Source organism: Aureispira sp. CCB-E, from assembly GCF_031326345.1.
In the GTDB taxonomy this organism is placed as follows: Bacteria; Bacteroidota; Bacteroidia; order Chitinophagales; family Saprospiraceae; genus Aureispira.
The window spans coordinates 5,795,342-5,808,631 of sequence record NZ_CP133671.1; the positions used below are offsets into that span (position 1 = coordinate 5,795,342).

Sequence of the window (13,290 nt, forward strand, 5' to 3'; positions counted from 1 at the left end):
ATAGCTAAAAAATAGGCTTATTTTTAGTGCTAATTGATGAGGAACAGTGCAGCTTTACCTGCGGTGCTACTTCGTAGTAGCGGGCTAAAGCAAGATGTTTCGATGAAGAGTAGCGCAAAAAGCAGGTTGTTTTTCGTATAGTTTTTCTGAACGATTACTTATAACCTAGGTTTTATAGATTACAATGCTTCGTGGATTTATAAAACCTAGTCCTCACTCCTCTCTGGTTCTCTTCTATTCGGCTATAACAACTGCCTTTTTGGACTATCATAGAACGTCATCCGTTCTCAAAGTATCAAAATAAAACAAAAAATTAGTGGGTTACTATTGCTATACATTCTCTTTTTTATTAACTTGAATAGTCGTTGATAAAAGCCAATCTCCTTTTTTGTCCATTTACCAAACCATTAATAACCACAAACAATGCCTACGAACAATCCCAACAGACTACAACAAATGCAGCAAGTGCAACAACCCATTATACTCCAACAAGTGGCTCCTGCTGTGAATGTGCAGCAAACCAAAACACCTAAGCCTGTTCTCAAAAAGAGTCTAAATTGGAGCAAAACTTCAGTACCTGGGCGTGATGCCAATGTGGAAACCCGTGCCAATGCATTGATAAAAGACATTCGAGAAAACTTATCCAACTTGCGTCATTTGCACAAAGCTTTGATGAATGCTAAAAGTGCTGAATTACCCTACCAAAAAGAGTATCTAAACAAAGCAGATGAATACAATCAACTCTTGGAAGAACTCAACGAGTTGGAACGTGGCAATATTACTCAAAGTACGGTCACCGAACTACAAATTATTACAGATAAACTTGCTTTTGATCGAGTAAGAATCGATGCTATTTTTCCCGAAATCACAGACAAAGCCATGCAAATGGATGAGCAAATTACGGTTATTGTCAATAAAATTGGATTTAAAGAATTTTATGATCAAGCAGAAGTAGAACTCAACCAAATCAAAGCTTCTGAACAAAAGATGATCTTAGAAGATAAAAAAAATAATGCGGATGATAACGATGACAATGCCAAAGCCTCTATTAGTTCTGCGGTTTATATGATTAGCATCTTTAACGAGATGAAAGAAAGTGAGAAACGCATCCTTGCCTTAAAAAAGGAAGATGAAGAGCGGGCTAAAAGGACTCAAAGAAGTTTCTTGGTTGGAATGGCACTTATCTTATTGGCTTTTATCATTCTACTGTTTACCTTATATAAAATGGAAGTCAGCTGGAAAAGTATTAAAGATTATCCATTATTAGGCATTCCTTTAGGTGTGTGTATTTGGAGTTTTATTGGGAGTTTCGCAGCCATGCTAACACAATTTTACAAAGAGCCTATTTACAACTTTGGCGATCCTCTAAAATGGGTTATCATTCGCCCTGTCTTGGGAATAGTTATGGGAGCAGCGATTTATTTAGCGTTGTTTAGTTTGGTCTTAACAGGCAAAAGTCAAAACGATTTATTGCCATTATTGGTTGCTTTTTTTGTTGGTTATAGCGATACCTTCACTTTTGACATTATGTCTAGCATTCAAGGAATTATCTCTAGCTTATTCAATTCCACCAACAGCGATGATATTAAGAATAACGTACAACCTGTATATATGATGGCAGCACAACAACCTGCGACAACAGTAGTAACAACACAGCCTGCTACTACCGTGGTAACCTCGGATGCCCATCATCAGGATACAGGTTCTACTAACAATGCCAATACAAACAACACCAATACTTCCTCACCTCCTACCTCTGTTATTGAAAAACCCAATCCTTTGGATGATTTAAAAAAGCAAATGGACTTAGACCTAGACAAAGGAGCTGATGAATAATCAATCGTAGAACAACTTGAACCTCTATGCTCCAGATAGTAGCATTAGAAGTTCAAGTTGTTCGCTTGTTATCGAATGCCTTCTATATCCGCTTTAAATTTTTGAATCAATGTAGTGGTAAACCCTTCCATTACTTCCTCTTCTTCTTCATCTATCCCATTACTAGCTTTTGCCATCGCCTCCATTACGTCAATCATATTCTGATACTCTGGATTAGGACCAGCATAGGTACAATAGTCGAGTACTTTGGCATATATTTCGTCTATTGGGCGCTGTTTTTTACGCTCATAATTAAAAGACCATTTAATGTCTGCTGCCCAAGGATGTTCTGCTAAAACGTTTTCTAAGGCACTAATTTCTTCTTCTTGAATCAAACCATCTGCCATTGCTACGACATAAAGTAGTTCTCCAAATGCTTCGTATAATTTTTCGTGATTGTGTTCCATTTCTATTTTATTTAATGATTGGGTATTGGTATAATCCTATCTTATTATAAAACTATTTGTCGTTGCTAGGCGACATCAACGCTTTTATTCCATTGATCAAACTTGCCCAAGAGAAATCGGCTTTGCGTGCTTGCACCCCTTTTCTGAATTCAGCAGCTCGGTTATTTTGATAAAAATTAACAATGCCATCTGCGACTTCCGTTGCATTATTAGGAGCGACGACATAACCTACCTTATTGTGTTCGACGACTTCTGGCAAACCTCCTACTTTGGTCACCAACATAGGGACTTCAAAATGATAAGCTAGTTGAGAAATACCGCTCTGAGTAGCCGTTCTATACGGCTGAACCACCATATCTGCGGCTCCAAAATATGCGCCTACTTCATCTTTAGGAATATAATCTGTTCGCAAAATCAGCAAATCGTGTAGATTGTGCTTTTCTATTAATTCTCGATAAACCGCTTCACTATCATAAAACTCTCCCGCCACAATTAATCGGACGCCTAAATTTCGAATCCTAGGATCCCCCATTGCCTCTAATAAGATATCCAGTCCTTTGTATTTTCTAATAAATCCGAAAAACAACAAATAAGGCTGTTCAAAAGGAATGTTCAACGCCGCACAAGCCGTTTTTTTATCCCAATGCGCTCCGTAACTATCGTAGATAGGGTGTGGAATATATACTACCTTTTGTTGTTGGGTAATAAATGCTTGCAACTCGGCTTCTACAGAACGAGACATCACCACAAAACCATCTACGGGTTTGACAAAATACTTCGCAAAGGTCTTGTCTCCAATTCGTTTTTCGTGTGGAATTATATTATCAATAATAGAGACAATTTTAGTGTGTCGGTTCTTTTTTATCTGTCTTAGTATCGTTCCCAAGCAAGGTCCCATAAAAGGCAACCAAAATCGACAGACTACCAAATCTGGTTGCATCTTTCTGATTTTATTGCCAATAGCCAGCCAGTTAAAAGGATTCACGGAATTCATAGCAACGTCAATATCCAAATCAACAGGTTGAGGTTCTTCTGAGTATTGTGTTTTGCCAGGAAAAAGGAAATTAGGATACTGCAAACTAAACGTCACGATGTGTACGTCGTCACCCATCTCTATAAACTCTCTTGCAATCCGCTCATTGAACTCTGCCAGTCCTCCACGCAAAGGATGTGCTGGACCTATAATAACTATTTTCATTTTTTTTCATTTTTAACAACATAGGTCTCGCTAATAATATCATTCATACCTCGTTTATCGGTAAATACAATCATCCATAAACCCAAAAACGTTATGGTTGCAACTATACTAGCTCCTAGGCGTCCCAATGCTCTTAACAAAGTCATCCGTTCTCCTTTTTTATTAACCACTTTTATAGAAACGATAAATTTTCCAACGGATGCCTGTAATTTACTTGATTCAAATAAAGGATAATAAAGCAATAGGCTTCCATAATACAAAATTTCATGAATTAAAAGCGCACTGCTGCTAGGCAAAATTAGGCTAATAATACTATCCAAACCAGCAATAAATACACTAATAATGATGATTACTATTAAATTAGTAGTTCGTTGATTTTTTACTTTTTTACCAAAAAGACAAAAAAGCACATCCATATTAGTTTGATTATCAAAATCTTACCACAGAATGCATTAAAATCATAATTTATTAATTATCAAACTAATAAAGTTTTTCAACGAACTATTGTTAAATCAAAATTCAGAAACGTACACTTTTTAAATCGAGAAGAAGCTCTTTGAAAATATCGGAATAAAAATCGTGAAATTCAAAATAGGCATCCCACAACATTTTGCCTATGCAAAAGATAGAAAAATGGGAAGGTTGATCTTGTCTACATATTTTCTTTAAGGTTTTAAGGTCAACTTTTTTTGAATTTAAACCTGCTAAAACAGTGAATAAATAGGCTAAACAAACTGCTATTAAAAGTCTAGATACTCTATCTGGTGCTCTTAATTTACTTTTGTGAATATTAAAACCTCTAGATTTTAAGTCTCCAAATAAGGTTTCTATACTGAATCGTTTTTTGTATAAACGGATTACTTCGGGTGGATAATCTATATTCGAAACTAAATACCAAGGGTCTTTATGTTTAGGATCATGATGACAAAAAACGTGAATAGGACCATACTTTTTATGGGTATAAAGCACATTCGGAATCCAATTTGTCTGTGTTCCTTCACTAGGATATAAATAAGCACCTAGTGTTATTTTCTCATCTCTACCCTTAAATCTAATTAACCTATTTTTAGCAGTACGGCAAACAACATCCCAACCTTGGGTTTTACAAAAGTTTAATAATTCTATTTTTGAAAACTCGCCATCTCCCAAAAGTGTCACTTTACAAGTTTGAGGTAGTAGTTTAGAAAAATTCTCTAATAACTCAAGATGCATTTCAACTGGGAAATGACCTTTTTTGCCTCTACGAACTAACCAACACAGGGGAATTGCTCTTTTACGCCAAACCAAACTAATCATCAAGCAAACACAGCCATTTCCAACAGGACTTCCATCTATAGCAAATACTGCTTGTTTACGAGTAGCTAGATTCTCTAGTATCTTAGCTAAAAATGGCAAAAAAAATGCTCAGTATCTATATATTCATTACTTACCCAACGTTTAAATTTCTTTACTCGACTTTGGAAATCAAGATCGGGGCAAACAACCTTAGAGAGGTTGGTTAATCGACTATGATTTGTTTTTAAAAGGCTATAAATCATTATTGAAAGGGTTGCTAATCTCCTTGATGCATTACCTTTTAACTCTCCTCCTTGTGCATTTTCTAATGCTTTTTTTATATCTTTGATCTTCATGGTTAGTGCTATTTATTGTGTCCGCTAAAACACTTTTTTATAATAAATACACTAACCTATTTTTTATTCCTGACTTTTCAATCAACTTTCTCGTTTTTTTCAAAAGTGTACGTTTGCAAAAATCAAAAAAGAAAGCAATCATACGCAATGTTGCTCCCACAGAAATCAATTGTGCTTCTTCTTTGGGCAAAGTATGATTTACCGACCATTCATCCAATAACTCATCACTCATAAAAATTACCTTCTTTATTGCTCCACAACATAAGTATCTACAATTAAATCGTGCAAGCCTCTTTTTTTGCTTGTAAAAGCAATCATAACAAAACCAAGATAAGCAATGCTACAAGACAACCCTTTTGCCAAAAGTCGAAGCAATGCCTGTCCAAAATTCAAGCCTTCTCCTTTTGAATCAACTACTTTTATTCCAAAAATTTGCTTGCCAATAGATGCTTGCCACTTGCTAGACTCCATCAGTGGAAAATACAAAAAAGAAATTGCTGCAGTTCCAAAATAGTCTACTTCATTAATAATCGTTGGTATTACAAGACCTACCATTCCAAGGATAGCACTCCAAAATGAGTGTATAATTGAAAGTATGATTAAATCTAAAAGAGCAGCTCCTAAGCGTGTCCAAAAGCCAATATAAATTTGCGTTTTGGATGCTTCTTCTAAATAATCTAAGTCGTCTAGTAATTCCGTATTCATTTTTGATTTTTATGCTCTATTACATACGTTCCTAGAATGCCCCCATAATTTTGAGTCTTATTGGTTAGTAGAAGCACTAATAAAATCGGACTTAACGACAGTTTGACAACAAATCTTGCCAAAGCATGCCCAAATCCTATTCGATGTTTTTGATGACCGACTACTTTTATTCCAATCCATTGCTTGCCAATCGTCCCTTGCCGTAGACTACTCTCTCCTATCGCAAAGTAACAAGCAATACCAAGATAAGATAGCAACTGTAAGTATTGGTACAAAAAAGAGGATTCGGTCATTATCAAGATCAAATCACTAAACAAAACATACACACTCATTAATAGGAATACATCAATTCCCATTGCCAACAATCGTTGTTTAAAAGAAGCATGAACCATTTGGTTTTCAAACAAAGAAGTTTGATTATCATCTAACAATTCATCTCCTTCCATTTATTTATTTTTTCAAATCTTCCTGTATTAAAGTTCTTTGCTTTTCCAAAAGAGCTTCTAGCACGTCTAAATTAACCTTTCCCATCGTTTTGTGTTTATCCAATCCAAGAAATTGATCAACGCCATATTGGTTTCTTGTCGGTGCATTTCGAGCAACCAATTCAGCTAAGAAGCCAGTCAAAAACAACTGGGTTCCCATAATCATACAAGTCAAGGCAATATAAAAATAAGGCGAATTGGTCACTAGAGGCATTGGAGCACCTTGTCCCAAATAATACAATTTGGTAAAACCTATAATTGCTGCCGAAACAAATCCTAGTGCAAATAAAATACCTCCCCAAAGACCAAATAAATGCATGGGACGCTTCCCAAAACGACCAACAAACATAATTGAAAGCAAATCTAATGGTCCTCTGATGAAACGAGCTGGTCCAAACTTAGTCTCACCATGTACTCTAGCTTGATGTTTGACTGCTTTTTCGCCGATTTTAGTAAAACCTGCATTATGAGCAATAACAGGAATATAACGATGCATTTCACCGTATACTTCTATATTTTTAACAACAGTTTTTCGATAAGCTTTTAATCCACAATTAAAGCCATGCAATTGAATGCCAGACATTTTTCGGGTCGTCCAATTATAAATTTTGCTGGTATTGTTTTTGATAAACGAGTCGAAACGCTTTTGTTTCCATCCCGAAACCAAATCATAGCCTTCTTCCGTCACCATTCGATACATTTCGGGCAATTCATCGGGAGAATCTTGTAAATCTGCATCCATGGTAAACACCACATCTCCTGTGGCTGCTTTAAATCCCTCACTTAGCCCTGCCGACTTACCGTAGTTTCGACGAAACTTCAGACCTTTAACATTAGGATTTAAACGCCTTAGCCCTTCTATTACCTCCCATGAGTTATCGGTACTTCCATCATCTATAAAAATGACTTCATAAGAAAAATGATTCGCTTCCATCACCCTCCGAATCCAAGCTTCTAGTTCTGGCAAAGATTCGCTTTCATTTAATAATGGAATGACGATTGATATATTTGGATTCATCTGTATTTTGGTTCGTTTTTAATAAATCTGGTACTGCATCAAACTTCCTCTTTTACATTTCTAGCCAATAAAGCTACTGTAAAGCTAATCATAATCCCCCAAAAAAAGCTGTACAAAAAATTGCTCTGTACTTGCCCTCCTGTCGTAAATAAATATCCAACATGGTTGTTTATATTCAAATCTAGCCCCCTCTGAATGGTATCAATTGCCCCAGGTGTAATGGTATCTCTATTCCAAGTTTCAGCAATATAACGACGCATCATTTTTTCGTAATGCATGGTTCTATATTGTTGTTCATAATTATCCGTATACATTGGATTTAGATAATCACAATACAACCAAGTACTAATAGCTATAAAAATTGCCAAAAAAGCAGTAGTTATCATTCCTATTTTGAACCCTTCCAAAAAACTTAAATAACCATTGTTGCTTCCTTTGCGAAGAACAATACTTAAGATAACAAAAAACACCAAAATTCCTCGAAACCACCACTCTGAAATGGAGGTAAAATCCAAACCTCCCAAATGAATTAAATAAACTCCCAATAGGTACAAAAGCCCTCCAACTGCGGCAAATTTTAATCCATGTTTTACTATATCCATAATTTTAATTCTCTTTAAACTTTCTATACTTCGTAAAATCGCAAGCTTAGCTAGCCGCACAGCTAATTACTAAACTTTATAACCTTTTGATAGTAGCAGGCTTTTTCGGGCTGCCAAAATTCCTAACAAGTATTTTAATAATCAGGTCGATCTCGTTTAAAAAACAAAGCTGTTACAAAAGCAACCAATAGCCCAATTAGCAATTCTATCAAAATCCCAATTGGATCACGCAAGCTAGGTCCAAATTCTCCTTCTCTATATTTTGCAATTTTTTGCTCAATGATTTCTTGTGTATCATTAGAAAAATCTTGGAAGTTTTTATATACCTCTACACTAGCATCTCGAACCAGTTCAATTAGAGTCGGGTCATAATAGTTAAATAGGAAATAGACAAAAGCAAATTTTATAAAATAAGCAATGGCATATGTTCTAAAACCAATTTGTAACAACTCCCCAAACGAAGCAAAATCACCACTATCGTCTATTTTTTCGGGATGTTCCTCCTTCAAATCTTCAATACTTCGCACGGTTAAAGTTGTCTGTCGTTCTTGCTGTATAGCATAAATTACTGTCAACACAAACAATAACAATGTAAATCGCTCATAGCCATCAACCAATAACGTTGGATCGATGACATATAATAAGGTGATAAACATCATGGATAAGAATCCAGCCATCACCCCTAATCTTGTACTTCTAGTCATTCTATTAATTTAATCATTTGCAACTTGAAGCAACCATGTTATTGGCTACCCAAGTACCTTCTTTTCAAAACACATAAAAGGATGTTTCCATTTTGTCCCCAAAGATATAGTTTCTTTAGTGCTTTGATAGCCTAGTTGTCGATAAAATTTCAAGAGACCTGTATTTATACTATAAGCGTCCAAGCGAATAGCCGTGTAAGCATTTTTTTGAGCATATTCTTCGGCAAATAGCATCAATTTTTGAGCATAGCCTTTTCGTTGTTGATCGACAGCTATTGCCAAACGATGCACAACCAAACAGCTTTCATTAGGATACTGCCAATCAACGGCATCATATTGTTGCGGCTGTACTGCATCTAAAACAATTACGCCTAACAATCGTTCGTCATCCAACAATGAAAACGACGCCTCTCTTTTAATGTCTTGTTGAATGAGCTCTACAGGTGGATAAAAATCTCCCCAGTTGTCAAATCCATGTTCAAGCATTTTCTGTCCACAAGCTCTATACAAGTTGATTATCTCATTTAACTGAGATAGATTTGTTTTTTTTATTTCTAGCATCGGTTTGTTCCTATTCAATAGGTATTATAATAAAAGCCATTCACAATGCTGTGAATGACCTCATACTTATCATTTCATCAATGAATTAGATGATCATAATCTGAATTCTCTACTTCTGGAGGTTTGTAAAAGATACGCAACAAAACCGTTGCCAAACCACAATACGCAAGTGGAGCCCAAAATGCAGCAACAAAAGCAGAAGGTCTATTGCCAATCACATCGAACAATGCCGCTCCAGTTAAAACAGAAAAAACATACAGCAATAAGGCGAACAAAATTAAAGCTCTTTTGGCAAGTTTAGTTCTATGGATAGCTACAAATATTATCAAAAAAACAATGGGACCACCAAATCCTAGAACAACGGGCTCTAATCCATCAAAAAAAACTGGTGCATCTAAGAAATGTCTTTGATTAAGTACTTCCTCCATCTTGTTTTCTAATATTGTGCCGTCCTATACTGTCTGATTTTCACTCATCCCCCCATAAACAATTGCTATTTTGCAGGAGTTAGAATTTGCTCATAAATTGTTTTATCCGCCAACATAGTTTGTGCCGCCTTAATTTCCTCATCCAAACGCACTCCTGTTTCCAAAGAGCCTTTTTCGTAATAATAACGGGTAACAATATAACGTTGTAACAAGTGCATCAAGCGTCCTTTTTGTTTCCTCAATTCTTCTTCTCCAGAAGTAGACAATACCTCTTTGATGTCCTCCAATTCAGATGCTAAGACTTGAGCATAAGCTTCTTTTTCTGCCTTTGTTTCAAGTTGTTCCAACAACATTTCCGTTTCTGTTTTGTAGACATATCCTCTTTCTTTTAAAAACATCAAAAATGCTTCAAAATCTTCGTCTGTCAATTCAAATTCACTTGGCTTCGCAATGGTTTTATTTTTCAATTCATAGGCTGCGGCAAAATCAAACAAGTATAAGTCTTTGTTTAAGGTAGACATAATTTTTAGAAACGCAGTATTATCGACAAACACATCGGGCTTAATTCCTCCACCAGCGTAAACGGTGCGTCCTCCCATTGTTTCGTAAGAAGCTTGGAGCGAATCGGGTATCTGTTCTGGTTTTCCATTTTTATATCGCAACGCTTGAATACAACGACCACTAGGAATATAGTAACGAGCTGTTGTTAACTTAATCTTAGCACCAAAACTCAGATTTCTCGTATTCTGAACCAAACCTTTTCCATACGATCGTTGCCCAACAATAACTCCCCTGTCCAAATCTTGAATCGCCCCTGCTACAATCTCTGATGCAGAAGCAGAAGAACGATCGATCAAAACACAAACAGGTATTTCATTATCAATAGGGTTGTTTAACGTGCGAAATACTTGCTGTGTAGCCTTGTCTCGACCTTTAATTTGTACCACCATAGATCCTTTGTCTAAAAATACATTGGCGACATTGACCGCCTCTGTCAACAGCCCCCCTGTATTACCACGCAAATCTAAAATGACTCCTTTTACCTCGTGGTTTTCCTTAAGTGTAGTCAATGCATTTGCCACATTCTTGCCCGCATTTTCTGAAAAAGAATTCAGAACGATGTAGGCGGTATTATCTTCTAACATTCCATAATAAGGAGTATTGGTTACGTTTATCTCCTCTCTCGTTAGTGTAAACGACAACGGCTTTGCAACTCCTTCACGAGCCACTTTTATTGTCACTTCAGAATTAGGTACACCTCTCATTTGAGTGCTAATATCGCGCATACTAGCACCAACAACACTTCTTCCATTGATCTCTAACATTTTGTCTCCTACTTTTAATCCTGCTTTCTGGGCGGGACCATTCTCATAAGGCAATGAGATAATAATATGCTCTTTTCCTTTTAGAATAGAAGCGCCTACCCCTCCATACTTGCCTGTTATTGTAGAACGAAACTGTGCCACCTCATCAGCGGGGATATAAGTCGTATAAGGGTCCAAGCTATTCAACATAGCATTTACTCCCGTTTCCATCAAATGTTCTGGATCAACCTCATCTACATAAAACGTATTTAACTCACGATAAATGTTAGAAAAAATTTCTAGATTTTTAGCAATTTCAAAATCATTGAGTTCTGTGGAAATTCCCAGCAGACCAAATACCATGATCAAACTAAGTACTATTTTATTCTTAAATTGATGTATCAAGTTCATATAACAAGATTATTTTCGATTGGAAGGTAGGTTTACAAATTAAAAACGTAAAATCAGAAAGGTTTGTGACTAAGTGCCTAGTCTGCTAAGGTTTTAATAATTTTTCAAAACGTGCTTTATCTTTGAATAGTTTGATAGCTTCAGCAACATCTTTGTCCCTAGCCAGACGGTTTTCTACTTGCCCTGTCATATAATAATAACGACCGACAATTTCCTGTTCTAAATACTGTTTTACTTCCAGTTTATTTTTTTGGAAACTATTCGCCTTTTCTGCTTTAATTTTTGCTGCTGTCTTCTCAAATTGTGCTACTAACTCTTGATAAGTTCCTTCTTTTTGAGCCTGCGCTTTTAGCTTGTCCAATGCTTTTTCCGTATTGGTTTGATACTTGAGCCATTTGTCTGTCGCATATAAGACAAAATCATTAAAAGCCTCCTCTGACAAACTAAACTCCTTAGCAGCAATAATAGAGTCGTGCTCGTCTCGGTATTTATTCGCATAATCAAAAATGAGATTTTCTTTGATAAGCGCACTTAACAAAACACTTTTTTCAGGCTCTTTGACCAAAAAATCTGGCTCTAGTCCTTTTCCATCGTACACTTTTCGACCACTCTTAGTAACAAATTCTTGACGCAGAGAATCAGCTACTTTTACAGACACTCCATCTTTATAATTTAATGCCTGCACACAACGCCCACTAGGAATATAGTATTTTGCCGTTGTTAATTTGACCTTAGAGCTATACCCTATATCTTTTGTATTTTGCACCAGACCTTTGCCAAATGAATTACGACCAACCAACACCGCTCTATCCAAATCTTGCAACGCCCCTGCTACAATTTCTGAGGCAGAAGCAGAGCTACCATTCATTAGCACAATTAGCGGAATTTCAGTATCAATCGGTGCATTCAAAGTCTTAAAAGAGCGATCCCACTCAGGAATCTTGGCCTTGGTGTAAACAATCTCATTCCCTTTGTCTAAAAATATATTACAAATATTTACGGCCTCTATCAAAAAACCACCACCATTGTCTCTTAAATCAAGAATCACCTGTTTAGGGTTGTGCTCTGACTGCAATGCTTTAAAAGCATCTTGTACATTTCCCCCAGCCCTTTGAGAGAATGTTGTCAAGACGATATAACCAGTTTCATCATCCAACATACCATAGTAAGGCACATTTTTTTTCGTTACTTTAGTACGTTCAATGGTCAACTCTCTTACTTTACCTGTCGAAGGGCGCATTACCTCTATCGTCACTTTGGTACCAGCTTTTCCCTGTAGAGTTTGAGAAACATCCTCTATTTTTCGATTTAACAATGCTGTGCCATCTATTTTAAGCAAAACATCTCCAACCCTCAAGTCATTCTCTTCCGCTGGAGTATCCTCTACCAATTCTTTGATCACAATTTGTTCATCATTCTTGGTCAATTCAATACCAATACCATCCCATCCTCCTTTTACCCCCATTTTCACCTGTACCATTTGGGCTTCAGAAAAATAGTTGGTGTAAGGATCCATGTGCCCCAACATGCTATCAATTCCGATTCGCATAAGTTGGTTGGGATCTGTTTCATCGACATATTGATTATTAATAATGCGATAGGCCGCCGCAAAATTCTCCATACTTTGAGAAATTTTTAGAAATCGACCACTAGTGGCCAATGCCACACCACCACCGATGAGTAAGAGTAACAGCCATTTAGTTTGGAGATACTTTTTCATATATATAGTTTAATTAGTACTTCGTAGATTAGCTTCGCTGCTACTGCGTGGTACTTCGTGAGCGCTTTGTTACTCGCTGCGGTCATGAGCTCGCTTTGCTATCGTAACAACAAGAAAACAACGGCACAGCACTCATGAAACGAAGTTCATCAAATAAATGGATACGATTTTTCTACGAAATATTGTTTAATTACACGCTTTTATATAGTTGCAGAATGAGTACTTCATGAAGTGAATTGCT

Annotated in this window: 15 protein-coding genes and 1 pseudogene; 1 reads left to right on the plus strand and 15 read right to left on the minus strand. The window is 36.4% G+C overall.

Annotated elements, in window-relative coordinates:
- The first annotated feature begins 423 nt into the window (after positions 1-423).
- Complete coding sequence (locus QP953_RS22625; RefSeq protein WP_309553043.1) at positions 424-1,836, plus strand: hypothetical protein; 1,413 nt, start codon at positions 424-426, stop codon at positions 1,834-1,836.
- Positions 1,837-1,904: 68 nt separating this feature from the next.
- Here QP953_RS22625 and QP953_RS22630 read toward each other — a convergent pair whose 3' ends face one another.
- The 15 genes and pseudogenes from QP953_RS22630 to QP953_RS22700 form a co-directional block, all read right to left on the minus strand.
- Entirely contained in the window at positions 1,905-2,282 is a 378-nt protein-coding gene (locus QP953_RS22630; protein ID WP_309553044.1) for a TerB family tellurite resistance protein, read from the minus strand.
- A gap of 52 nt (positions 2,283-2,334) precedes the next feature.
- Entirely contained in the window at positions 2,335-3,480 is a 1,146-nt protein-coding gene (locus QP953_RS22635; RefSeq protein ID WP_309553045.1) for a glycosyltransferase, read from the minus strand.
- The gene (locus tag QP953_RS22640) at positions 3,477-3,896 is read right to left on the minus strand and encodes an RDD family protein (RefSeq protein ID WP_309553046.1); all 420 of its coding nucleotides are present in this window, start codon (positions 3,894-3,896) and stop codon (positions 3,477-3,479) included. The genes QP953_RS22635 and QP953_RS22640 overlap by 4 nt, the downstream gene beginning before the upstream one ends.
- Positions 3,897-3,999: 103 nt before the next feature.
- On the minus strand, positions 4,000-4,875 hold the full coding sequence (locus QP953_RS22645; RefSeq protein WP_309553047.1) for a transposase: 876 nt from the start codon (positions 4,873-4,875) through the stop codon (positions 4,000-4,002).
- Positions 4,863-5,111, minus strand: a complete 249-nt coding sequence (locus QP953_RS22650) for a hypothetical protein (RefSeq protein ID WP_309553048.1) — start codon at positions 5,109-5,111, stop codon at positions 4,863-4,865. Before QP953_RS22650 ends, QP953_RS22645 begins: the two co-directional genes overlap by 13 nt.
- A gap of 37 nt (positions 5,112-5,148) precedes the next feature.
- The gene (locus QP953_RS22655) at positions 5,149-5,343 is read right to left on the minus strand and encodes a hypothetical protein (protein WP_309553049.1); all 195 of its coding nucleotides are present in this window, start codon (positions 5,341-5,343) and stop codon (positions 5,149-5,151) included.
- Between the two features lie 14 nt (positions 5,344-5,357).
- Entirely contained in the window at positions 5,358-5,816 is a 459-nt protein-coding gene (locus tag QP953_RS22660) for an RDD family protein (RefSeq protein ID WP_309553050.1), read from the minus strand.
- Entirely contained in the window at positions 5,813-6,262 is a 450-nt protein-coding gene (locus tag QP953_RS22665; protein WP_052593933.1) for an RDD family protein, read from the minus strand. The genes QP953_RS22660 and QP953_RS22665 overlap by 4 nt, the downstream gene beginning before the upstream one ends.
- Positions 6,263-6,374: 112 nt before the next feature.
- Positions 6,375-7,319, minus strand: a pseudogene (locus QP953_RS22670) (glycosyltransferase family 2 protein); the annotation flags it as partial.
- A 38-nt stretch (positions 7,320-7,357) separates the two neighbouring features.
- On the minus strand, positions 7,358-7,921 hold the full coding sequence (locus tag QP953_RS22675) for a DUF4199 domain-containing protein (protein WP_052593931.1): 564 nt from the start codon (positions 7,919-7,921) through the stop codon (positions 7,358-7,360).
- A 134-nt stretch (positions 7,922-8,055) separates the two neighbouring features.
- Positions 8,056-8,625: a DUF4199 domain-containing protein gene (locus QP953_RS22680; RefSeq protein ID WP_052593929.1), complete on the minus strand. Its 570-nt coding sequence runs from the start codon at positions 8,623-8,625 to the stop codon at positions 8,056-8,058.
- Positions 8,626-8,670: 45 nt separating this feature from the next.
- Positions 8,671-9,186, minus strand: coding sequence for a GNAT family N-acetyltransferase (locus QP953_RS22685; protein ID WP_052593927.1), 516 nt, complete (start codon positions 9,184-9,186; stop codon positions 8,671-8,673).
- Between the two features lie 77 nt (positions 9,187-9,263).
- Positions 9,264-9,614, minus strand: coding sequence for a hypothetical protein (locus tag QP953_RS22690; protein WP_052593925.1), 351 nt, complete (start codon positions 9,612-9,614; stop codon positions 9,264-9,266).
- 65 nt (positions 9,615-9,679) lie between these two features.
- On the minus strand, positions 9,680-11,329 hold the full coding sequence (locus QP953_RS22695; protein ID WP_063833019.1) for a S41 family peptidase: 1,650 nt from the start codon (positions 11,327-11,329) through the stop codon (positions 9,680-9,682).
- 85 nt (positions 11,330-11,414) lie between these two features.
- Positions 11,415-13,049: a S41 family peptidase gene (locus QP953_RS22700; RefSeq protein WP_052593921.1), complete on the minus strand. Its 1,635-nt coding sequence runs from the start codon at positions 13,047-13,049 to the stop codon at positions 11,415-11,417.
- Positions 13,050-13,290: the final 241 nt, after the last annotated feature.

Coding starts and splice junctions, on each gene's coding strand:
- QP953_RS22625 (WP_309553043.1), top strand. CDS start 424: ATGCCTACGAACAATCCCAACAGACTACAACAAATGCAGCAAGTGCAA.
- QP953_RS22630 (WP_309553044.1), bottom strand. CDS start 2,282: ATGGAACACAATCACGAAAAATTATACGAAGCATTTGGAGAACTACTT.
- QP953_RS22635 (WP_309553045.1), bottom strand. CDS start 3,480: ATGAAAATAGTTATTATAGGTCCAGCACATCCTTTGCGTGGAGGACTG.
- QP953_RS22640 (WP_309553046.1), bottom strand. CDS start 3,896: ATGGATGTGCTTTTTTGTCTTTTTGGTAAAAAAGTAAAAAATCAACGA.
- QP953_RS22650 (WP_309553048.1), bottom strand. CDS start 5,111: ATGAAGATCAAAGATATAAAAAAAGCATTAGAAAATGCACAAGGAGGA.
- QP953_RS22655 (WP_309553049.1), bottom strand. CDS start 5,343: ATGAGTGATGAGTTATTGGATGAATGGTCGGTAAATCATACTTTGCCC.
- QP953_RS22660 (WP_309553050.1), bottom strand. CDS start 5,816: ATGAATACGGAATTACTAGACGACTTAGATTATTTAGAAGAAGCATCC.
- QP953_RS22665 (WP_052593933.1), bottom strand. CDS start 6,262: ATGGAAGGAGATGAATTGTTAGATGATAATCAAACTTCTTTGTTTGAA.
- QP953_RS22675 (WP_052593931.1), bottom strand. CDS start 7,921: ATGGATATAGTAAAACATGGATTAAAATTTGCCGCAGTTGGAGGGCTT.
- QP953_RS22680 (WP_052593929.1), bottom strand. CDS start 8,625: ATGACTAGAAGTACAAGATTAGGGGTGATGGCTGGATTCTTATCCATG.
- QP953_RS22685 (WP_052593927.1), bottom strand. CDS start 9,186: ATGCTAGAAATAAAAAAAACAAATCTATCTCAGTTAAATGAGATAATC.
- QP953_RS22690 (WP_052593925.1), bottom strand. CDS start 9,614: ATGGAGGAAGTACTTAATCAAAGACATTTCTTAGATGCACCAGTTTTT.
- QP953_RS22695 (WP_063833019.1), bottom strand. CDS start 11,329: ATGAACTTGATACATCAATTTAAGAATAAAATAGTACTTAGTTTGATC.
- QP953_RS22700 (WP_052593921.1), bottom strand. CDS start 13,049: ATGAAAAAGTATCTCCAAACTAAATGGCTGTTACTCTTACTCATCGGT.